21 protein-coding genes are annotated in these 21,276 nt (G+C 64.4%); 14 read left to right on the forward strand and 7 right to left on the reverse strand.

What is annotated here, in order from left to right; all coding sequences use genetic code 11:
- Positions 1 to 14: 14 nt before the first annotated feature.
- On the reverse strand, positions 15 to 1,499 hold the full coding sequence (locus G5A46_RS19305; RefSeq protein ID WP_163852215.1) for a M81 family metallopeptidase: 1,485 nt from the start codon (positions 1,497 to 1,499) through the stop codon (positions 15 to 17).
- 3 nt (positions 1,500 to 1,502) lie between these two features.
- Positions 1,503 to 2,828: an aspartate aminotransferase family protein gene (locus G5A46_RS19310; RefSeq protein WP_163852216.1), complete on the reverse strand. Its 1,326-nt coding sequence runs from the start codon at positions 2,826 to 2,828 to the stop codon at positions 1,503 to 1,505.
- A gap of 266 nt (positions 2,829 to 3,094) precedes the next feature.
- Between G5A46_RS19310 and G5A46_RS19315 the strand changes: the two genes are divergently transcribed.
- Positions 3,095 to 3,982, forward strand: coding sequence for a MurR/RpiR family transcriptional regulator (locus tag G5A46_RS19315; RefSeq protein WP_204318819.1), 888 nt, complete (start codon positions 3,095 to 3,097; stop codon positions 3,980 to 3,982).
- Between the two features lie 12 nt (positions 3,983 to 3,994).
- The gene (locus G5A46_RS19320) at positions 3,995 to 5,473 is read left to right on the forward strand and encodes a M81 family metallopeptidase (RefSeq protein WP_163852218.1); all 1,479 of its coding nucleotides are present in this window, start codon (positions 3,995 to 3,997) and stop codon (positions 5,471 to 5,473) included.
- Positions 5,474 to 5,760: 287 nt separating this feature from the next.
- Here G5A46_RS19320 and G5A46_RS19325 read toward each other — a convergent pair whose 3' ends face one another.
- The gene (locus G5A46_RS19325; protein ID WP_163852220.1) at positions 5,761 to 6,534 is read right to left on the reverse strand and encodes an alpha/beta fold hydrolase; all 774 of its coding nucleotides are present in this window, start codon (positions 6,532 to 6,534) and stop codon (positions 5,761 to 5,763) included.
- Positions 6,531 to 8,501: a flavin-containing monooxygenase gene (locus G5A46_RS19330; protein WP_163852222.1), complete on the reverse strand. Its 1,971-nt coding sequence runs from the start codon at positions 8,499 to 8,501 to the stop codon at positions 6,531 to 6,533. Before G5A46_RS19330 ends, G5A46_RS19325 begins: the two co-directional genes overlap by 4 nt.
- A gap of 246 nt (positions 8,502 to 8,747) precedes the next feature.
- Between G5A46_RS19330 and G5A46_RS19335 the strand changes: the two genes are divergently transcribed.
- Genes G5A46_RS19335 through G5A46_RS19360 form a run of 6 tightly spaced genes read left to right on the forward strand, consistent with a single transcriptional unit; the run spans position 8,748 to position 13,788 of the window.
- On the forward strand, positions 8,748 to 9,542 hold the full coding sequence (locus G5A46_RS19335) for an SDR family NAD(P)-dependent oxidoreductase (RefSeq protein WP_239521127.1): 795 nt from the start codon (positions 8,748 to 8,750) through the stop codon (positions 9,540 to 9,542).
- Positions 9,543 to 9,577: 35 nt separating this feature from the next.
- Positions 9,578 to 10,339 (forward strand): SDR family NAD(P)-dependent oxidoreductase, encoded by a 762-nt coding sequence (locus G5A46_RS19340; RefSeq protein WP_163852224.1) that lies wholly within the window; start codon positions 9,578 to 9,580, stop codon positions 10,337 to 10,339.
- A gap of 36 nt (positions 10,340 to 10,375) precedes the next feature.
- Positions 10,376 to 11,158, forward strand: coding sequence for an ABC transporter ATP-binding protein (locus G5A46_RS19345; protein WP_163852226.1), 783 nt, complete (start codon positions 10,376 to 10,378; stop codon positions 11,156 to 11,158).
- Positions 11,155 to 11,868, forward strand: a complete 714-nt coding sequence (locus G5A46_RS19350) for an ABC transporter ATP-binding protein (protein WP_163852229.1) — start codon at positions 11,155 to 11,157, stop codon at positions 11,866 to 11,868. The genes G5A46_RS19345 and G5A46_RS19350 overlap by 4 nt, the downstream gene beginning before the upstream one ends.
- A gap of 12 nt (positions 11,869 to 11,880) precedes the next feature.
- Positions 11,881 to 12,759 carry a branched-chain amino acid ABC transporter permease gene (locus G5A46_RS19355; RefSeq protein ID WP_163852231.1) on the forward strand — a complete coding sequence of 293 codons (879 nt, stop codon included), beginning with the start codon at positions 11,881 to 11,883 and terminating at the stop codon, positions 12,757 to 12,759.
- A gap of 3 nt (positions 12,760 to 12,762) precedes the next feature.
- A complete protein-coding gene (locus G5A46_RS19360; protein WP_239521130.1) occupies positions 12,763 to 13,788 on the forward strand; it encodes a branched-chain amino acid ABC transporter permease in 1,026 nt (341 codons plus the stop codon).
- Between the two features lie 36 nt (positions 13,789 to 13,824).
- Here G5A46_RS19360 and G5A46_RS19365 read toward each other — a convergent pair whose 3' ends face one another.
- Positions 13,825 to 14,763, reverse strand: a complete 939-nt coding sequence (locus G5A46_RS19365) for a LysR family transcriptional regulator (RefSeq protein WP_163852233.1) — start codon at positions 14,761 to 14,763, stop codon at positions 13,825 to 13,827.
- Between the two features lie 227 nt (positions 14,764 to 14,990).
- On the opposite strand from G5A46_RS19365, the gene G5A46_RS19370 reads away from it, so the two are divergent.
- From G5A46_RS19370 to G5A46_RS19380, 3 genes are all read left to right on the forward strand, one after another.
- Entirely contained in the window at positions 14,991 to 16,205 is a 1,215-nt protein-coding gene (locus G5A46_RS19370) for an ABC transporter substrate-binding protein (RefSeq protein ID WP_163852235.1), read from the forward strand.
- Between the two features lie 157 nt (positions 16,206 to 16,362).
- The gene (locus G5A46_RS19375) at positions 16,363 to 16,545 is read left to right on the forward strand and encodes a hypothetical protein (RefSeq protein ID WP_204318818.1); all 183 of its coding nucleotides are present in this window, start codon (positions 16,363 to 16,365) and stop codon (positions 16,543 to 16,545) included.
- The gene (locus G5A46_RS19380; RefSeq protein ID WP_163852239.1) at positions 16,538 to 17,080 is read left to right on the forward strand and encodes a CoA transferase; all 543 of its coding nucleotides are present in this window, start codon (positions 16,538 to 16,540) and stop codon (positions 17,078 to 17,080) included. Before G5A46_RS19375 ends, G5A46_RS19380 begins: the two co-directional genes overlap by 8 nt.
- A 75-nt stretch (positions 17,081 to 17,155) precedes the next feature.
- Here G5A46_RS19380 and G5A46_RS19385 read toward each other — a convergent pair whose 3' ends face one another.
- Positions 17,156 to 17,422 carry a Txe/YoeB family addiction module toxin gene (locus G5A46_RS19385; protein ID WP_163852241.1) on the reverse strand — a complete coding sequence of 89 codons (267 nt, stop codon included), beginning with the start codon at positions 17,420 to 17,422 and terminating at the stop codon, positions 17,156 to 17,158.
- On the reverse strand, positions 17,419 to 17,619 hold the full coding sequence (locus G5A46_RS19835; RefSeq protein ID WP_163852243.1) for a type II toxin-antitoxin system Phd/YefM family antitoxin: 201 nt from the start codon (positions 17,617 to 17,619) through the stop codon (positions 17,419 to 17,421). The genes G5A46_RS19385 and G5A46_RS19835 overlap by 4 nt, the downstream gene beginning before the upstream one ends.
- Positions 17,620 to 17,802: 183 nt before the next feature.
- Between G5A46_RS19835 and G5A46_RS19395 the strand changes: the two genes are divergently transcribed.
- From G5A46_RS19395 to G5A46_RS19405, 3 genes are all read left to right on the forward strand, one after another.
- Positions 17,803 to 18,693 (forward strand): LysR family transcriptional regulator, encoded by an 891-nt coding sequence (locus G5A46_RS19395; protein WP_275585276.1) that lies wholly within the window; start codon positions 17,803 to 17,805, stop codon positions 18,691 to 18,693.
- Between the two features lie 114 nt (positions 18,694 to 18,807).
- Positions 18,808 to 20,466, forward strand: a complete 1,659-nt coding sequence (locus tag G5A46_RS19400; RefSeq protein WP_239521133.1) for a hydantoinase B/oxoprolinase family protein — start codon at positions 18,808 to 18,810, stop codon at positions 20,464 to 20,466.
- A 59-nt stretch (positions 20,467 to 20,525) separates the two neighbouring features.
- Positions 20,526 to 21,276: hydantoinase/oxoprolinase N-terminal domain-containing protein (locus G5A46_RS19405; RefSeq protein WP_163852247.1), on the forward strand; the 751-nt coding region annotated here is incomplete at its 3' end.

Here is a 21,276-nt window from a genome sequence, read left to right on the forward strand (position 1 = left end):
GTTTCTTCTTGTTGTTAAGGGGTCCCGGATGGTCGGTCCGCGTCGCGCCAGGGATGGGCCCGCCGGGTGTCTAGCTGCGCGTACCGGATCAGCCGGACGTCGGCGGGGCCCAGGTCGGGCGTGTCGGCGACCAGAATCGCGCGCGCAAGCGGGGTGTAGAAATCGCGGAAATGCGTTTTGGACCGCAGCAGGATGACGTCGTAATCCTCGGGGCGCTCTCCGAAGATGAAAAACGGATCGCCATCGACCGCAAAGGCGAAATGCGAGGTGATCGAGATCCGCACCGGCCCGGCCTCCACCAGCGCGGTCAGGCCCAGATCGACCGGCGCGCCCTGCTGATAGCGGCCTGACACAGAAAACCGTTTCTCTCCCGTCCAGAGAACCCGCACCGGAAGCTCCAGCGGTCCGCCGGTTTCCGGCGCGCTCTTGCCGCCAAGGCGCAGGGTGATGTCGGCGCCGATCCCGGCGGCATGGGCGGCGGCCGCGCTTGCGGGATCCAGCAGGAAGGGCACCATGACGCGGCCCAGCTCCGCGTTCAGCACGGCGCGCAGCCCGTGGGTGCTGTCATTCATGCGGTCGGCATGTTCCAGGATCACCACAGGTGCCCCGCCGCCGCGCTTCTGCGCCGCTTCGGCGATGGCGGCCTTCATCGACCAGATCGGGATCGCGTCGGAAAGGTCCGCACGGGCGTCATGGATCGCCCCGGCGAGGGCGTTGGCCTTCTCCTCCGCCGCCTGCTGGCCCTGCCAGTCAAGGCAGATCACCGACATGCCGGTATTGGCGCTGTCGGCATAGGCAAAGCCGCCCATCAGGGAGATGTCGCAATCCCCGGCGGCCTCTTCGACGCGGGCGCGGGCGATCAGCGTGGCCAACGGTTCCAGCGCGGTGGCGGACAGGATCGACGGGATCACCACGTCGGGCCGCGCCACCGCAAGGCCAGGTGTCACGCCGGTTTCGATCATGCGCAAAAGGGCCGTGGCGGCACGCTCTCCGGTTTCGCCCATGTCGATATGCGGGGAATGGCGATAGCCCACGGCGATATCCGCCGCAGCCAGGGTGCGGGCGTCGATATTGCCGTGATAATCCAGCGGAACCGCGATCGGCACGCCCGGCACGGCAGCGCGGGCGCGCTCGATCATGTAGCGTTCGACATCGGCGAAACCCGGCGCCCAGCAGGCACCATGCAGGTAAAGGATCAGCCCATCCAGCGGCCCCGCAGCCGCCAGCCCCGCCGCCATCTCGTCGGCAAAGGCGATGACCGCGGCATCCTCTGCCGGACCCAGGGCGCCCAGCAACGTATGAAACAGCGGCACCATCGCGGCACCGGCCGCGTCCAACACTTTCAGCGTGCCCCCCGCGACGGTGTTGGTGCCCCGGTATTGCGCCGGAATCTCCGCGCCGCGCAGGCAGACCCGTTCGAAATCCGCACGGGTGGAGGCCTGCGGCACGGCAGTGACGGATTCCAGATTGAACCCGGCAAAGGCGATGCGGCGCGACACCGGTCAGGCCTTCGTCACGTTGAGAATGGCACGGGAGACACGGTCGACGATTTGGTCGATCTCTCCTTCGGTGCAGACATAGGGCGGCGCCAGCAGCACATGATCGCCATGCACCCCGTCGATCGTGCCGCCCATCGGATAGCACAACAGCCCCTGGGCCATGGCCTCTGCCTTGATCCGGGCGTGGATCTTCAGTGTCGGATCAAAGGGCGTCCTGCTGTCCTTGTCGGCCACGATCTCGATCCCGCGGAACAGCCCCCGCCCCCGGATATCGCCGACATGGGCGCACTGGCCCAGGGCGGCGTCCAACCCAGCCTGCAACCGGTTGCCCAGGTGGTTGACCTGATCCATCAGGCCGGGGCGGGCGATGATCTCCACCACCTTGTTGGCGGCGGCGGCGGCGATGGGATGACCGATGTAGGTGTGCCCATGCTGGAACAGACCCGACCCGTCGCGGAACGCCTCGTAGATCTGCTGGGACAGCAGCACGCCCCCGACCGGCTGATAGCCGCCGCCCATGCCCTTGGCGATGGTCACGATGTCAGGCACGATGCCTTCCTGCTCGAACGCGAACAGGCTGCCAGTCCGCCCCATGCCGCACATCACCTCGTCCAGGATCAGCAGAATGCCGTGGCGGTCGCAGATGGCGCGGATACGCTGGAAATAATCGGCCACGGGGGGCACGGCGCCCAGCGTCGCCCCCACCACCGGCTCCGCCACGAAGGCCATGACCCGGTCGCCGCCCAGTTCCGCGATTTTCTGTTCCAGTTCCTCCGCCAGCCGGGCGGCATAGGCTTCGGGCGTCTCGTTCGGGCGCTGATCGCGATAGGGATAGCAGGGCGCGACATGATGCGTCTCTGGCAGCAGCGGCTGGAACTGCACGCGGCGCATGGCATTGCCCCCGGTGGCAAGCGCGCCGATGGTGTTGCCGTGATAGCTTTGCCGCCGCGCAATGATATGGCGCCGCTGCGGCTGGCCGATCTCGACGAAATACTGACGCGCCATTTTCAGCGCGGCCTCCACCGCCTCGGATCCGCCGGACACCATGTAGAGATAGTTCAGCGGTTCGGGGGCAAGGTCGGTCAGGCGTTCCGCCAGCTCTTCCGCCGGGTCGGTGGTGAAGAAGGAGGTATGGGCATAGGAAATCCGGTCCATCTGGGCCTTCATCGCCGCCAGAACCTCGGGATGATCGTGGCCCAGGCAACTGACCGCCGCCCCGCCCGAGCCGTCGATATAGCTGCGCCCGGTGTGGTCGGTGATCGACACGCCCCGCCCGGTCACGGCGTGAGGCGGCGGGCTGCCGATCTTGCGGTGGAGAAGTCTGGTCATGGTCTATCCGTACGTCGTCCCGGCGGGGCCGGAGGGAATCGCGGGTCAGGCCGCGGCTGTCCCTTGGTTCGCAGGTGTCCGATCGTTTTGCAACATTTGTTTCATATTCATCTCAAGAGAAACGACTGGCTCTCACCGTGAAATCATGAAACGTTCAAATCCTGGGCGTTCGGCGCCGCATCGCGCGAAACAGCGGGAAATGATTGTTTTCCGTGCCATGTCCGCGCAGAAAGAGAGCGATAGATGGACAGGGGGAGTTGAAACAAGTGTTTCATGAGGAAACCCTGCGGGACCGGATCGTCGCCCGTTTCGACGCGATGTCGCCGCAGCTGCAACAGGCCGCGCGCTATATCCTGGAAAACACGCAGGAAGTGGCGTTGATCTCGATGCGGGAACTGGCGCGCAATGCGGAGGTGCAACCGGCAACGATGACGCGGCTGGCGAAGTTCCTGGATCTCTCGGGATACGATGACATCCGCGCCCATTTCTCCGAGGCGTTGCGCTTGCGGGCCGATGGCTTTGCCGCCCGCGCCCGGGAACGCGACGGCGAAAATGGCAAGGCCGGCAGCGGGTTGGCCCACGACATGCTGCAAGGCTTGTCCGCGCAGATCGCCCGTCTGAGCGAGCCGGAGGCGCTGTCCCGGCTGGAAACAGCGGCCGATCTGCTGGCGCAGGCCCGGCGCGTCTACGTTCTGGGGCTGCGCTCCTGCCATTCGGTGGCCTGGCATTTTCACTACGTCATGACCCTGCTGGGCGACCGCACGGTACATCTGGACGGTCCCGCAGGTACGGGCGCCGACGGGTTGCTGCGCGCGGGCCCCCAGGACGTGTTGCTGGTCATTTCCATCAGCCCCTATGCGGTGCAATCTCTGGAATTGTCGGCACTTGCCCGCGACATGGGCCTGTCGGTCGTTGCCGTCACCGACAGCGAGGTCTCTCCCCTGATCGCGATTTCGGACCAGGTGATCCTCTGCTCTACCGAAAGCCGCACGTTCTTCCACACGCTGACCCCGGCACTGGCCGTGTCCGAAGTGCTGTGCGGACTACTTGCCGCGCGGGATCGCGACGCCTCGCTGAAGGCATTGCAAGAGGCGGACCAGCACCTGGGAAAGCTCGACATCTATGCCAATACGATCCCGCGCCGCCAAATCTGAAAGCAGGCTCCAATGACCGAACCCCGCCGCATCGCTGTTGCCCGTCTGTGGCACGAGGCCAATTCCTTCAACCCCGTCGCGACGGCGCTGGAGGATTTCCAGCGCAGGGAATGGTGCAAGGGCGCCGAGGCGCTGGCCGCGGCGCGCGACACGGCGACCGAACTGGGCGGGCTGGCAGCCTTCCTGAGCGAACACCCGCATTGGGAGGTCACGGTGTTGCGCTGCACCTCGGCGCCACCCCTGGGACCGGTGCAGGACACAGCCTTCGCCACGATCCGCGACGAGATCCTGACCGGACTTGCCGGGCAGGATTGGGATGGTGTCTACCTGTCGCTGCACGGTGCCATGATCACCGAAAGCGACCTGTCACCGGAATATTCCCTGCTCCGCGCGGTGCGTGACGTCATCGGCCCAAAGCCGCTTCTGGGGGTCAGTTTTGACATGCACGCCTGTCTCGACCCGTCGCTGACCGATGCCGCGGATGTCATGTCGGGCTACCACACCTATCCGCATGTCGATATGGATGCGGCCGCCCGCCGGGTGCTGGACATGATGGAGCGCGCCTTCGTGCGCGATGTCCGGCCCGCCATCGCCTTGCGGCAGCTGGATTTCGCACCGCTGTCACATGGCATGGCCACAGCCGCCGGGCCAATGGCGGAGCTGGTGGATCTGGGCCGGGCCTCGCGGGACGCGGAAGGTCTGGCCGATGTCAGCTTCTTCGGCGGGTTCACCTATGCCGATACGCCCAACACCCGTGCCGCGCTCTGCGTCTCGTATTGGCCCCATCAGGATCCGGGGCCCGTTGTGGATCGGCTGGCGACGGCCTACATGGACCGGCGCGCGGAGTTCCACGTCTCCCTCCCCTCGGCACAAGACGCGGTACCGCAGGCGCTGGACCGGGCGCAGGCCGGGGCCCGCTGGCCCGTCACTCTGGTGGATGCGGCGGACAACCCTCTTTCAGGCGGCATCGGCGACACCACGGCGCTGTTCCGTGAAATGCTGGCGGTGAAATCGGATCTGCCGATGCTGTTCTGCTTCTTCTACGATCCGGATCTGGTCGCCCGCGCCCATGATCTGGGCACAGGCGCGCCAATCGACGGCACGCTGGGCGGACGGATCGCGCCTGAATTCGGCGACCCGGTGCCCTTCTCCGGCACGGTGGCGCATGTGACCGACGGGCGGTTCCGCAATCGCGGCCCGTTCGAATACGGGCGCGAGATCGACATGGGGCGCACCGCGGTGCTGCGGATCGGCCACATGACGGTGGTGATCAGCGAAACCTGCCAAAGCGCCAATGACCCGGCCTGGTGCGACCTGCACGGTGTGGACCTGGCCGAATTTGCCCTGTTCGGGATCAAGGCCAAGAACCACTTCCGCGCCGGGTTCGAAAAGATTTGCGGCCCGATCCAGGAGGTCGATTGCCCCGGCGTGGCCCCCGCCGACATGTCGCTGCTGCCCTATCGCCACGTCCCTCCCGCCTTCTATACCTGACCTGCGGCCCTGGCGGTGGGGTCCTGCGTCCCATGGCCCTGCCTTCGTGGCGGTGTTCCAATACGAACCTCCCTTGCGGTCGATTTGGCAGGCCAGCAGTGTCTGCGCCCTGTCGAGGTCGCGGACCCTGATGGCTTCGACGATCTGGAGATGCGCGCGCAAGGATCTTTCCATGTGGCCCGGATGCCGCAGCAGTGCCCGGATTTCGGCCTGCAAGGCGCCGCACGCCTGTTTTGCAGCCCACCCCAGGCATGGGGTGGGTCATTCGGCTCGAAACTGCGGTCAGGTCAGTCGTTCAGCCGCGTGGCCAGGATATCCATGACGGCGGCCTGGCATTCGACATGTGGCAGATGCCCGCATTGGCCCAGCACGTGGAACGCCGCTTGGGGGATGGCGGTCTTCCAGATCGGGCCGTAGCCGGTGGGCACGATACGGTCGGTATCGCCCCAGATGAGAGTCGTCGGCACGGTGATCGCCGAAAGCTTGCCCGGAAACTCGGGGTTGTGGAACCCCTCCCCCCCGAGTCGCGCGACGGCCGTGCCGTTGCGATTGCGCATATCGGCTTGCTGCGGGCTGAGCGGCTGGGACAGCACCATGTCGGCAATCGCGGAGGAGGCAAAGACCGCGCGCATCAGCTCTTCGTAGGTCATGGCCAGCATGTCGGGCAGCCTCAGCTCAGGGGTCTGAATACCGGCCGGGCTGATGAGGGTGAGCGAGCGCAGCAAGCTCTCGTCGCGAATCGCGATCTCGGCCGCCAGCCAGCCGCCCAGCGAACTGCCGATCAGGTGGACCGGTCCGATGTCGTCGCGGCGCAGGAAGGCGACGTAGAAATCCGCGAGCTTGGCCATGGAATCCGCCCAGACCGCAGCATCCGAAAGCCCGAAACCGGGGTGTTCGGTCGCCATCACATCATGGGTCCGGGCCAGCGCATCGACGAACGGCAGCCATCCCTGGTGCCCGGCGGCACCGTGCAGAAACAACACCTGCGTGCCCTGGCCGCCACGTTGCATCCGCAATTCGGTCCCGTCGACATCTACCTTGTATTCCGCGTTCTCGATCATTGTTGCTGCTCCTTCACGCGCTTGGGGGTCGCAGGGGTCGGGATGGGGGTGAACGTGTAATCGGCCGGATCGAAATCGCGCGTCAGCGCCCAGTAATCGACCAGGCGCCAGGGCGATGTGATCGTCACCCTGTTCTTGTCGTTCTTGTACCAGCTGTTCACGCCGGGATGGGACCAGACCATGTTCTTGCAGGCTTCGTCGACACGATCATTATAAGCGTCATGGACATCCTGCCGGACCTCGATCGCGATCTGATCACGTTCGATCATGTCCCGCATCGCCTGTAGAATGTACTTGATCTGGCATTCGATATGGAAGATCGCGCTCCCCCCGTGCGCCAGCCCGGTATTCGGCCCCAGCGTCATGAACAGGTTCGGGAAATTCGGCGCGGATATGCCAAGATAGGCGCGCGGGTCTTCGCCCGCCCATTGATCGGAAAGCAGACGCCCCCCCCGCCCGGTGATCTCCAGCGGCCACAGGACCCGCGTGGCGTTGAACCCGGTGGCAAGGATCAGGACATCGGCGGGATGGGTCACGCCGTCGGAGGTTTCGACCCCCTCTGGCCGCACGCGGCTGATCGGCGTGTCGATCAGATCGACATTCGGGCGCAGCATCGTCTTGTACCAGTTGTTGTCGCGCAGCATCCGTTTGCCATAGGGCGGATAGCCGGGCACGCATTTGCGGATCAGCTCTTCATCGCCGTTCAACTGATCCTTGATATAGCCGACCAGCATTTCCCGCATCGCGTGGTTTTCGCGGTTCAGGGAGAGGTCAGGCTGCGTCCAGTCCGGATCGACCTTGAGCGTGCCATGAAACCCGTCGGAGGAGGCCCAGAACATCAGGAACCGCTGCCATTCGGCAAACAGCGGGACATTGGCCAGCGCCCACATCTGCCCATCGGAAACCGTCTTGTGATACAGCGGATTGTACCCGGCCCAATGCGGCGAGCGTTGGAAAACGGTCAGATGTTCGACCTCTCCCGCGATGGCCGGCCCGGCCTGCATTCCGCTGGCCCCGGTGCCGATCATCGCCACGCGCTTGCCCGCAAGTTGGATGTCGTGGTCCCATTCCGCGGTGTGGAACGCCGCCCCCCGGAAATCCTTCAGCCCAGCGATATCGGGCATCGCCGGCCGGTTCAGAATACCGACCGCCGTGATGACCGACCGGCTTTCATGGGTGGCCGTTGTCCCGTCCTTGTGGCGCAGGCGCGTGTTCCAACGGGCATTGGTGTCATTCCAGGTCATCGACGTGACCTCCACCCCGAACCGGATGTGATCACGGATGCCATAGTCGCGGACCGTTTCAAGGATGTAGTCCAGGATCTCGTCGCGCTTGGAGAAATAGCGCGACCAGTCCGCCTTGGGCTTGAACGAATAGGAATAGATGTGGTTGGCGGTATCGACCCCGCAATCCGGGTAGTCGTTTTCCAGCCAGGTGCCGCCAATGTCGTCGTTTTTCTCGAAGATCGTGTAGGGAATGCCCGCCTCTTGCAAGCGGACGGCGGCGCAGATGCCAGACAACCCGGCCCCGATGATCGTCACCTTGTGGGCCTCCAGCTGCTGTGCGGTCGGCGTCTTTCGCCAGCGCAGGCGGCGTGTATCCTCGGTGGCCAGTCCCAGTTCTTCAACCACAAGGGGCTGATATTCCTCCGGAACCTTCTGGCCCGTGGCAAGGTCCATCATCTGCTGCATCAGCGCGGGCGCGGGTTCGCGCGGCGGGAAATCCCCGGTGCGCTCCAGATCCCCGAGCGTCGCGACCAGCCGGTCGATGATCTCGGCGCGCAGGTCGTCGGGCAGGGTCTGCATGTAGTCCCACGCCCCCTGGATATGGGGCGCCGCCTTCTCCAGAAGATCCGTCTTGCCACCGAGATGCGTCGTCACGAGCAAGGTTGTCAAAATCTCGGCTTCCGACAAAGCCGACCGGAGGGCCGTTTCGTCCAGAAGGGCTGTGGACGCCAGATTCTTCATGTTTATCCCCTGCGTGAGTACTGCTTGCCCCCCAGTTCGTAAGAACATTTCCAACGTGTCGGAACAAATCTCGGGGCAATAACGCCCATCTTGAAAATTGATGCCCTCTCTCTTCGGTTAAAACATTTCGGTGATACCCGTCATAAAACCGCAACGCCTACCGCCGCGCCGCAGGGCAGTTAGGGTGCCCGACACCAAGGGGAGCATTGCCGGGCCAACCGGACGATGTGGGAGAGAGAGGGACACATGATGAATGCCGCCGGCCTGTTCGACATCCAGGGTCAGAACGCCATCGTGACCGGCGCCGCCAACGGCATCGGCCGCGCGATGGCAGAGGTGCTGTTGGCAAACGGGGCCAATGTGACGCTTGTCGATCTGGATCGCAGCGTCCTTGCGCTGGCCCAGGCTCTGGACGGCAGTCCCGGACGCGCTCAAGGCGTGGTGGCGGATGTCGCGGATGCAGCACAACTGACGGAGGCCATGGCCCGGGCCTACGGCTGGCAGGGGCGGATGGACATCGTTTGCGCCAATGCCGGCAAGGGCGCCGGTGCCGGCCCCCTGAATCCGGCTGGCGCGTTGGCGGCCGTGTCACCGCAGGAATGGACGGGCATCGTGGAACTGAACCTGACCAGCGTGTTCAACACGATCCAGATGGCGGCCAGCTACATGCGGCCGCAGAAATCCGGCCGCATCATCGTGACCTCCTCCGTTGCCGGGCTGCGTGGTGAGACCATGGTCGGCTATGCCTATGCCGCGACCAAGGCGGCGACGGCGAACCTGGTCCGGCAAGCCGCGATCGAGCTGTCCCGGGACAATGTCCTGATCAATGCCATTGCGCCCGGTCCGATCCGAACGAATATCGGCAATGGCCGAATGCACGACGGGACGGTGGAGGAGGCCTTTGCCGGGCGGGTTCCCCTGGGCCGGATCGGCGAGCCGGAGGAAATCAAGGGGGTGACAATGCTGCTTGCCTCTGCGGCGTCCAGCTACATCACCGGCGCGGTCATACCCATTGACGGTGGTTGCAATGCCTGCGGCTGAACCCCGAATTCCAATAATAGCGAGCATGAGAGAACGTGGGAAAACTTGAAAATGCGATCGCCATCGTCACTGGCGGGGCACAGGGGATCGGTCCGGAAACAGCCGCACATCTGGCGGCCGAAGGCGCGCGCGTCGTCCTGGCGGATATCGCCCCCTGCGATGCCGCGGTCGAAACCATCCGCCGTGCCGGGGGACAGGTGACCGCTGTCCGGACCGATGTGACCTACCCTGCGCAGGTCGCCGCCATGGTGGATCATTGTTGCCGGACCTTCGGAGACCCCGACATCCTGATCAACAACGCAGCTCTTGCCAGTGCTCTGGATTTCAAGCCGATCGAAGCGATCTCGAGCGAGGAATGGACGCGGGTGTTCGACGTGAACGTGCGCGGCGTGTTCGAATGCACCAAGGCGGTCACGCCAATCATGCGCCGGGCAGGATACGGCAAGATCGTGAACATGGGGTCCGGCACGTTCCTGAAAGGTATGGCGGGATTGCCGCATTACGTCGCCTCCAAGGGGGCAGTCGTCGGCATGACCCGCTCCCTTGCGCGGGAATTGGGACCGCATGGCATCCGGGTGAACTGCGTATCGCCCGGGCTGGTGATGACCGAGCAGATGCGCGACCACGCCACCATGGGCACCGATGCGGTGATGTCTGCCCAGATCGACGGTCGGTCGATCCCGCGCGAACAGGTGCCCGAAGACCTGGCCGGTGCGATCCTGTTCCTGTGTTCGCGCAGCAGCGATTTCATCACCGGCCAGACCCTCGTTGTCGACGGCGGCTCTTTCTTGCATTGAACCGTGACCGCGCAGAACCCGGGAAGACAAACCAACATGACCCACAGAAGCGAAACAATCCTGGATGTCCGGGACGTGCATGTCGAATTCAGCGGTATCGTTGCCCTGGATGGCGTGTCGTTCGGAATTGCGCAGGATGAGATCCTCGGCCTTATCGGGCCCAATGGCGCGGGCAAGACCACGCTCTTCAATTGCCTCAGCCGGCTGTACCACCCGACGCAGGGCGATATCGTGCTGGACGGCAAGTCGATCCTGAACCGGCCGGCGCACCAGATTGCCAAGGTCGGCATCGGGCGCACGTTTCAGAATGTCGCGCTGTTTGCCGATCTGACCGTACGCGACAATATCAGCGTCGGAATGCACGCGCTGACGCGGGGCAACGTGATCAGCGATGCCCTGCGCCTGCCCACCTCCCGCCGGACCGAGGCGCAGATCCGGGCCGCGACGACCGAAATCGCGGAATTGCTGGAGATCGCCGACGTGCTGGATGTCACCGCCGCCAATCTGCCGTTCGGCACCCAGAAGCGGGTGGAACTGGCGCGGGCCCTGGCCGCGAAACCCCGGATCCTGCTGATGGATGAACCGGCGGGTGGGCTGAACCAGGAGGAAGTCTTCGTCCTGGGCGACCTGATGAAGCGCGTCCGCACCGAGTTCAGGACATCCATCCTGCTGGTCGAACACCACATGGGCCTGGTGATGTCGATCGCGGATCACGTGGTCGCGTTGAATTTCGGCAGGAAACTGGCCGAAGGCACGCCGGCAGAGATACAGGCCCATCCACGGGTCATCGAAGCGTACCTGGGGGGCGGGGACACATGAGCGCGTTTCTGGAAATCGAAAACCTGAATGCCTTCTACGGGCAGGTTCAGGCCCTGCACGGGCTGTCCCTGTCGATGGAACGAGGGACGATCACGACGTTGCTTGGTGCGAATGGCGCAGGCAAGACGACAACCCTGCGCGCGATCTGCAACATGATCCGCACCACCGGCACGATCAGCCTGGACGGTCAGCGGATATCGGGACGCAGCACCGAGCGCATTGTCGAGATGGGCGTGGCCCACGTGCCCCAGGGGCGCGGCACCTTCACCCCGCTGACAGTCGATGAAAACCTGCGACTGGGCGCCATGACCCGCAAGGACCATCGCGCCATCGAAGAGGACATCGACAAGATGTTCATCCGGTTCCCGATCCTCAAACGGCGTCGGTCGCAACAGGCCGGAACGCTGTCCGGCGGAGAGCAGCAGATGCTTGCGGTCGCCCGTGCCCTGATGTTGCGGCCCGGGCTCATGCTGCTGGACGAACCCTCCTTCGGGTTGGCGCCGCTGGTGGTGCAGGAATTGTTCGAGATCCTCGAACAGGTCAATCGCGATGACGGGGTCAGCATCCTGGTCGTCGAACAGAACGCGCAATTGGCGCTGAAGATCGCGACAAAGGCCTACGTGATCGCCAGCGGCGAGATCGCGATGTCGGGTCCGGCGGATGAAATCGCGCAGGATGACGAAGTGCGTAAATCCTATCTCGGCTATTAAGGGGGCGACGGAATGGAACTTCTTATCGGCCAGATCCTGTCCGGACTGGCAACCGGCGCCATCTATGCCTGCATCGCCCTGGCGTTGGTCATGATCTACAAGACCATCGACCATCTCAATATCGCGCAGGGCGAAATGGCGATGTTCTCGACCTTCTTCGCCTGGCAATTGATGGCCTGGGGCGTGCCGTACTGGCCCGCCTTCTTCCTGACGATCATCATGGCGTTCTGCGGCGGCGTGGCCATCGACCGGGTGCTGTTCCGGCCGCTTGCCAAGGCCCCGGTGTTGACCCACCTGGCCGGATTCGTGGCGTTGTTCATGATCCTCAACAGCGTGGCCGGCCTTGTCTGGGACTTCACGATCAAACCCTTCCCCTACCCTTTCGGCACCTCCCCCTTCCTCGGCAGCAGCCTGATTTCCACCCACCAGGCAGCGATGATCGGCATTTCCATGGTGCTGCTGTTCATCCTCTACCTCTTCTTCCAGTTCACGCGGGTCGGGCTGGCCATGCGGGCCGCCGCGACGCTGCCTGAATCCGCGCGGCTGGTCGGGATCAGAACCGGGCGGATGGTGTCCCTGGGCTGGGGCATGGCCAGTGCGATCGGCGCCGTCGCGGGAATGTTGATCGCACCCGTGGTCTTCCTGGAGCCGAACATGATGGCCGGGATCCTGCTCTACGGTTTTGCTGCGGCGGTTCTGGGCGGGCTGGGCAGCCCGGCAGGCGCGGTCGCCGGGGGTTTTCTGGTCGGGGTCTTCGAGAATCTCGTCGGCACTTACATCCCCGGCGTCGGTCACGAGATCAAGCTGCCCCTGGCGCTGGCCGTGATCACCGCCGTGCTCTCGTTCAAACCGAATGGCCTGTTCGGCCGCAAGATTACGCAAAGGGTCTGACACATGGTTACAGGCAACACCTCCAGCACCGCCGCGCCTTCCGACCCCGGAACATCCCATGCAGGCCCCGGGCGGCGCATCACCCTGTACCTGTTGGGCGCAGTGCTGCTGGTGCTGCTGCTCGCCCCTGCATTCGTGAAGAACTTCTTCGTGTTTCAGATGACGCTCTGGCTGATCTACGCCATCGCGATACTGGGGTTGAACCTGCTGACAGGCACAAGCGGCCAGGTCTCCCTGGGCCACAGCGCCTTCTACGCGGTGGGGGCCTATACGGCGGCGATCTTGCTGGATCAGACCAGCATCCACTATGTTCTGACCCTGCCCGTTGCGGCGCTGATCGGGTTCGGCGCGGGTTTCCTTTTCGGGTTTCCGGCGTTGCGGCTGACGGGGGTCTACCTGGCCATGGCGACCTTTGCCCTGGCGGTGGCCACTCCCCCGATCATCAAACTGCACGTATTCGAGCAATGGACCGGCGGTGTGCAGGGCCTGTTCGTCGACAAGCCTTCTGCGCCCATGGGCCTGCCGATTTCCGATGACGCGTGGCTTTATTATCTGACGTTGGGGGTCGGCGTGCTGGTCTTCCTGTTCGGCTCTTCTCTGCTGAATTCGCGGACCGGGCGCGCTTGCCTGGCGCTGCGCGACAATCCGATCGCGGCATCAGCCATGGGTGTGAATGTCGCGCTTTACAAGACGCTGATCTTCGGGCTCAGCGCAGCGATTGCCAGCATCGCCGGGGCGCTCAGCGCGATTGCCGTGCAGTTCGTGGCCGTGGACAGCTTCACTTTCCAACTGGCGATCCTGCTATTCGTCGGGATGATCGTGGGCGGGATCGGCTGGTTGCCGGGATCACTGGTCGGTGCGGCCTTCGTCATCTTTGTCCCCAACATCGCAGACGGCATTTCGCAGGGCCTGTCCGGAGCCGTCTTCGGCGCGCTGTTGCTGCTGGTGATCTTCGTGCTGCCAAACGGCGCCCAGCAGATCGCCGCCTGGCTCTACACCCGGCTTGGCGGAGGGAAGCGCGCAGGGTAGCACCGCCGGTCGACCCCGATGGGCGGGCAGGCCAGGCTAGGCGATCGCCGTGGCCTGGCTCAGCTCGGTCCATGTCTTCTTCAACTGGGCGAGTTCGCGTTCCACCAGGGAAATGAACCGGTGGGCCGCGGCGGTCAGGGGGCGTTTCTGGTCATACAGCAGGTAGAGATCCCACTTCAGTTCGGGCGCCACGATCGGGTTGACGTAGATCTGGTTGCGCTCCAGTTCCCCATGCACGGCGCAGAACGGGCAAAGACCGGCCCAGTCGGTGGAGCGTGCCAACGCGATCCCCCCCGAAGTCCCGTCCACCTCCACTGTGGCGTCGGCAACGATCTTGCCCTCTTCGAGATATTGCCGAACCACCGTGCCGAAACTGTGCGCCTGCGACGGCAGGATCAACTTGAGACCGGGGATATTGTCCAGCCGGCACGGCTCTAGCTGGCCACCGGCGATGGGTTGGCCCGAGATCAGGACGATGTTGTCGGTATGGATCTTGCGCTGGCGCAGTCCAGCGACGTCCACCGGCACCGCCCCGATGGCGAAATCAATACGCCCGTCAATCACCCATTCCGTCAGGGTGCCGCTGAAGGCCTCCATCATGGTGACCTGCACGTTCGGGAAATCCCTGGTGAAATTGGTCATCAGGGGGCTGAATATCCCCCGCGCAAGCGACGGTGGAAAGCCGACCTTGATCCGGCCACCGACCTTGTCCGCCTCCACCAGGGCCGAAAGCTCCTGCTTGGCGTCAGCGATGTTGGCGGTGATGGACACGGCAAGCTGGTAGATCCTGTCACCTGCCGGCGTGGGCACCACACCGCGATGCGTTCGCACGAAAAGCGGAACACCGAACTCGGCCTCCAGCTTTCTGATCTGCGAGCTCAGCGCGGGTTGCACGACACCTGCCGCAGCGGCGGCCTTGCTGATGCTGCCGTGTTCGTGGATGAGCATGAAATACGATAGCTGTTTCAAATCCATACGATACGCCCCTTCCGTGACTTCGGCGGGGGCCATCACATCGAATGATGGCCACTATCAGTTGAGGTCACCTAGCCCGGTGCAAGACAACCCGACTAAACTTCCACGTGAGGGAGGAATAGCCAACCGCTAATTCCGGGTACGTGCTGACCGGGTTGGTCAAGGTGCCCGCATTGCCGCGGGCGTGACCTCTTGGTTATCTTGCAAAGCTTCTGGGGAGAGAAGTCATGACATCACGAACTTCGTCGGCACGGTCGGCGGTCAAGGCCACCATCATCGGGGCCTTTGCGTTTCTTGCCACGCAACCCCTGATGGCCGCGGACATGCCGGGGGTGACCGATACGGAAATCCGCATCGGCAACACCACCGCCTACAGCGGCCCCGCCTCTGCCTATGGCACGATTGCCAAGACGGAGCAGGCATATTTCGACAAGATCAACGCCGAGGGCGGGATCAACGGTCGCAAGATCGTCTTCATGTCCTATGACGATGCCTACAGCCCCCCAAAGACGGTGGAGCGCACGCGCCAGCTGGTGGAACGTGACGAGGTTCTGGCCGTGTTCCAGACCCTGGGCACGCCCGCCAACACGGCCATCCACAAGTATCTGAACGGGCGCGAAGTGCCGCACCTGTTCGCCTCCAGCGGGGCGAAGACCTTTACCAACCCCGAGGATTATCCCTGGACCTTCGGCTGGAACCCCACACTCGAAGGGGAGGGCACCATCTACGGGCGCTACATCCTGCAAGAGCATCCCGACGCCACGGTCGCCGTGCTGTACCAGAACGACGATTACGGCCGCGAGGTTCTCGAAGGGCTGCGTATAGGCCTGGGGGACAAGGCCGATGACATGATCGTCGCCACAGCATCCTACGAGACATCCGACCCGACGGTGGATTCGCAGGTCGTGTCGCTCAAAAGCTCGGGCGCGACGGTCTTCGTCAACATCGCCACCAACAAGGCGGCGGCACAGGCCATTCGCAAGGCGCATGAAATCGACTGGACGCCCGTGCAACTCCTCAACAGCGTGGCGAATTCCGTGGGTGCGGTGATGAGCCCCGCCGGGGTCGAGGCGTCGAAAGGCATCATTTCCGCAGCCTATATCAAGGACCCGACCGACCCGACCTGGGCAGACGCCCCCGACATGAAGGAATGGACCGCCTTCATGGACCAATATTTCCCCGATGGGGACAAGAACAGCATCCTGACGGCCTACGGCTATGCCGCAGCGAACACATTGGTGCAGGTGCTGGAGCAAGCGGGCGACGACCTGAGCCGTGAGAACGTGATCCGGCAGGCTGCCAACCTCAAGGATTACGTGCCCCCCATGCTCCTGCCCGGCATCGCCGTGAACACCAGTCCCGAGGATTACGGTGTGATCGAGAACATGCAGTTGATGAAATTCAACGGAGAACGCTGGGAATTGTTCGGCGATCTTTATTGAACGCATCGAAGTCTACCCCACCTGAACGGATCTCCGCCCGCAGACATGCCGGCGGAGATTTGTCGTTCCGCGGGGCTCTGCCTCGATCCGCACACGGTCCGGGCATCTTCACGGCGCCGGGTTCGAAACGGGGATCCGGGCGACCATTCCCATCGTCATGGCCTGCGCCGCGGCCGGGAGCATCTGCCTGGCGGTGCTGGCGATTGTGGTCGTACCGGCCTGGATGGGCTTGCACTTCCGCCACTTCCTGCCTTACCTCGGCTGCCTTGCCGTCTTCGGCGCGGCGACGGTGACAGGGCTGGGGCTGACCCGCCGCAAGGGGGGCATCGCGGATGACTGACTTGCAAGGCGCCTTCTCGGGGATGAGGGTTCTGGACTTCACCGCCGGTGTCGCCGGGCCGCATGCCACGCAGCTGATGGCCATGCACGGCGCCGAGGTCATCAAGGTCGAACCCCTGGCCGGTGAATGGGGCCGCACCCTGGGTCGTGACGACCTGCCAAGGCAGCCGCGGTTCCGCAGCTCGCTCGACCGGTTGGAGCATGAGAACGAGTTGAACGCGCTTCTGATCGCGGCTTTTGCCACGCGGGATTCGCGCGATTGGGCCGCGCGGTTGACGGAAGCCGACGTGATGAACTCGGTGGTGAACAGCTACGCCGATTATTTCGCCGATCCGCATGTCGCCGAAATCGGCGCCTGCGACTGGGTCGACCACCCGGTGGTGGGTCAGGTGCCCCTGCCCTTGGTGCCGGGCGCGCCGCGCCTGTCGGAGGCCAGCCCGGAGGTCGGCCAGCACAGCGCCGAAATCCTGGGCAAGGCCGGGCTGTCGGACGCGGAGGTTTCCGGCCTGGTCGCCGACGGCGGGGCCGTCATCTGACCCGGTCTCCGGCGCCAGCCCGGCGCCGTGGACGCGCAACAGGGCCGATCGCCTGGCCAACCCGCGCCCCGTCCCTCAATAATGGAACCGCAGCTGCGCGATCTCCAGGCTTTGATTGGGGGGGCTTCCACTGATCCGGTAGACCATACGGTCCTCGCGGGAGTTCCGTCGCGACCACCAGCCGGTCAGATCGCCTTTCAGCGGCTCCGGCTTGCCGGTACCCTTGAACGGGGTCCGTTTGCATTGGCGGATCAGGTCGTTGATCCGCTCCTTCACCTTGTCGTTCGTCTCTACCCAATGCTGGTAAACTTTCCAGGCCTGAACGGAGAACACCAACTTCACTCGATCAGCTCACGCTCTTCGCCCGTTCCGGCATCAAGTTGCTCGATGGAGGCCCGCAGGCGGGCGGCGTTCCTGGGCGTGGACAACAGGCGCACCTCGTAATGCGGCAGGGTCCGGCGGAAGGCCTGGAACGCCGGCGCGATCCCCCCGATCAGCAGCGCCAGCGGCATATACCCGACCCGGACTTCACGGATCATGCCCTTCGCGGTGCGCCGCGCCGCCTCGATCCCGGCGTCGTTCAGGGCCAGGATTTCGCGGGCGCGCTCCAGCAGGACATGACCCGCCGGGCTAAGGTAAACGCGTTTCCCGACCCGTTCGCTGGGTCACGGGGGCATGGTCATCGCGCTTGAGGTTCCGGGCGCTGTGGACATACTTCGCGAATGGATGTTCGCCAGATCAGATATTTCGTGACCCTCGCCGAGAGACGCCATTTCGGCCAGGCCGCCGAGATGCTGCATATCGCCCAACCCGCCCTGTCCCAGCAGATCAAGCAATTGGAGGCGCAACTTCAGGTGGAGCTTCTGGACAGATCGACGCGTCCGATCGGACTGACCCCCGCAGGCATGGCGTTGCTGCACGAAGGGCGCGAGATCCTGGCCAAGGTGACGCGCGCGGAAAAGCTGACGCGGCAGGAGGGGTCAAAGGACGGCGGGCGCCTCATCATCGGCGTGACGGGCACGGCGGCCCTGGAATTCGCGGTTCCGGTGCTTCAGGCCTTTGGCCGTCGCCGTCCGAACGTCCAGGTGTCGTTGCGCGAATTGGCCTCGCCCGATCAATTGAGCGCGCTTGAACGCGGGGACATCCATATCGGCTTTGTACGCCCCCCGGTCGAGGATGAGCGGATGAGCATCCGCCTGGTACACACCGATCCGTTCTATGTCGCCCTCTCCGCCGATCACCCCCTTGCCCGCCGGGAGAGTGTGCGCCTGGCGGAACTCAGCGGCACATCCCTGGTGATCTTCTCGCGGGAGGAGGCGCCGGGGTTTCGGGATCTCATGCTGCATGTCTGCCGGTCGGCCGGCTATGTTCCCACGACCATTCAGGACGCCTCGCAGATGAGCACCATGCTCTGCCTCGTCGGTGGAGGCTTCGGCTGTGCCCTCGTGCCGCGTTCTGCACAGCGCATGCAGATCCCGGACGTGGTCTACCGTCCGATCATGGATTACAGCCCCCCGGTGGAACTTTACGCGGTCTGGATGCCCGATAACTACGCACCGTTCATCGGAGAGCTGCTTGATGTCGTGGAGAAAATCCACATCCGCGAAGGGTAAGTTGCTGAAAACGCGTATTTATACAAATTTCATTATAATATCGTAGGAACTTCATATTGGCGTCGCGCCTCCGTTTTGGGCCCGATACGGGCAGAAGACGACAGGAGAGCCATCGTGCCAGACCCCGCGCCCGCCCGCGAACCCCCCCGTATAGACCCCATTTCCTATGCGGTTATCCAGAACCGCATGAGTTCTCTGGTCGCGGAGATGGGCGAGGCGATGCTGCGCACGGCCTATAGCCAGATCCTCAACGCCAGCCGCGATTTCTCCATCGGGCTGGTTGACCGGCATTGCCGCTTGATAAGCCAGGCCGATCATATCCCTGTCCACGTCGGTGCCCTGCCCTGGGCGGTGCGCGCGGTGGAGGACCGATTTGGCGACGATATCGCGCCGGGAGACGTGATCGTGCTGAACGATCCTTATACCGGCGGCAGCCACCTGCCCGATGTCACTGTCTTTGTCCCGGTGTTCGCAGGCGGGGAGCGGCGCCTCTGGGCGGTGGTCAGGGCACATATGGGCGATATCGGCGGCGCAACCCATGGCGCCTACAACCCCGAGGCCAGCGAAATCTGGCAGGAAGGGCTGCGCCTGCCCCCCATGAAACTGGCCGAGGCCGGACGGATGCGCGATGACGTCATCGACATGATCCTGCTGAACGTGCGCTTTCCGCGCGAATTCCGGGGCGATCTGAGCGCGATGATCGGGGCGGCCCGGATGGGGCAGCGCAGTCTGGATCGGCTCTATGCCGAATACAGCCCCGAGACGGTCACCGCCGCCGTGGGCTTTTTCCTCGACGCCGCGGAACGGCGCACCCGGGCCATCGTGCAGGACTGGCCCGACGGCAGCTACGACGGCGTGGCCTATCTGGATGACGACGGACGCGGCCGGCAGGATGTGGCGATCCGGGCCCGCGTGACCATCCGGGGCAGTGATCTCGAGGTTGACCTGACCGGATCGGATGCCCAGTCCGACAGCTTCGTGAATTCGCCCTTTGCGAACACCCAGGCGGCGGTGGCGATGGCCTTCGCCTACCTGATCGATGCGGAGATTCCCAAGAATGACGGGGTGTTCCGCATCCTCGATGTGAAGCTGAAGCCCGGCACCATCGTGAACCCGCTTGAAGGGGCCCCCGTCACCATGTCGACGACCCACCCCGCCAACGAGATCGTGGAGGCGATCACCCGCGCGCTGCAATCCGCCTGCCCGGAGCGGTGCGCGGCCGGGTGGTCGCGGCGGTTCCGGATGTCGATCACGGGGCAGAATCCGCGCAACGGGCGCCCCTTTGTCTGGCATCTGTTCCATGCCCGGCCCGGCGGTGGGGCCTCCTCGGCGGGTGATGGCTGGTCGGGGGCCGGGGAATGGCACTCCGTCGGCGGGATCAAGTTCGGCTCTGTCGAAGTCAGCGAGGCGCGGTTCCCGCTGTTCTTCGAGACCCATGAATTCCGGCCCGGATCGGGCGGCGGCGGCCAGTTCCGGGGCGGTCTGGGCAGTTCGATGGACCTGCGCGTCGAGGTGCCCGCCTATGCCCACACGGCGGGCGAGGGGGTGCGCCACGGATCGGCGGGCATCGCGGGCGGACAGGACGGCAAACCGCACGATTACCGGATGCAGACCCCCGAAGGGGAAACCGCCCTGCGGACCAAGCAGTTCGGCATCGCCATCACGCAGGACACCCTGTTCCGCATCCGGTCAGCCGGCGGCGGCGGCTGGGGCCCGGCCGATCAGCGCAACCCGAAGGCCAGCGCGCGCGACGCGGCGCTTGGCCTGCTCTGACCCGTCCCCATCCAGACCGAATACAGGTTCCGGACGACGCCCGGAGCAAGGAGAGCGACATGACCACAACCTACAAGATCGGCATCGATGTCGGCGGCACCTTCACCGATTTCGTGGCGATGAGCGACGCGGGCCGGACCACCATCTGCAAATCCCCCTCCACCCCCGAAGATCAATCGATCGGGGTGCTGACGGGTCTGAACGACCTGGCCGCCCGGCTTGACCTTTCCCTGCCCGAACTGCTGGCGCGGACCGACCGGATCGTGCATGGCACCACCGTCGCCACCAATGCCCTGCTGGAGCGGAAAGGCCGCAAGACCGGATTGCTGACCACGGCGGGGCATCGCGACATTCTGGAAATGCGCGAAGGGCTCAAGCCGGATCGCTACAACCTGCGCATGGCGCCTCCGGCCCCGCTGGTACCGCGCGATCTGCGCCGCCCGGTCGCGGAACGGATCGCCCATGACGGGACCGTGGTCCGCCCGCTGGACGAAGCCGCCCTGCGGGCCGAGGTGGACGTGCTGCGCACCGCCGGGGTCGAGGCGGTCGCCATCTGCTTCCTGCATGCCTACCGCAATCCCGACCACGAACGCCGCGCTGCCCGCATCGTGGCCGAGATGATGCCCGATGCCTATGTCTCCGTCTCTTCCGAGGTGCTGCCGCAGATCAAGGAATACGAACGGCTGTCGACCACGGTGGTGAATGCCTATGTCGGCCCGATCGTGAAGCTGTACATGGAACGGCTGACCGGTCGGCTGAACCAGGCGGGCTATGACGGCCCGCTGTTCATCATCCTGTCCCATGGCGGGG

Source organism: Pseudooceanicola aestuarii (genome assembly GCF_010614805.1).
In the GTDB taxonomy this organism is placed as follows: domain Bacteria; phylum Pseudomonadota; class Alphaproteobacteria; order Rhodobacterales; family Rhodobacteraceae; genus Pseudooceanicola; species Pseudooceanicola aestuarii.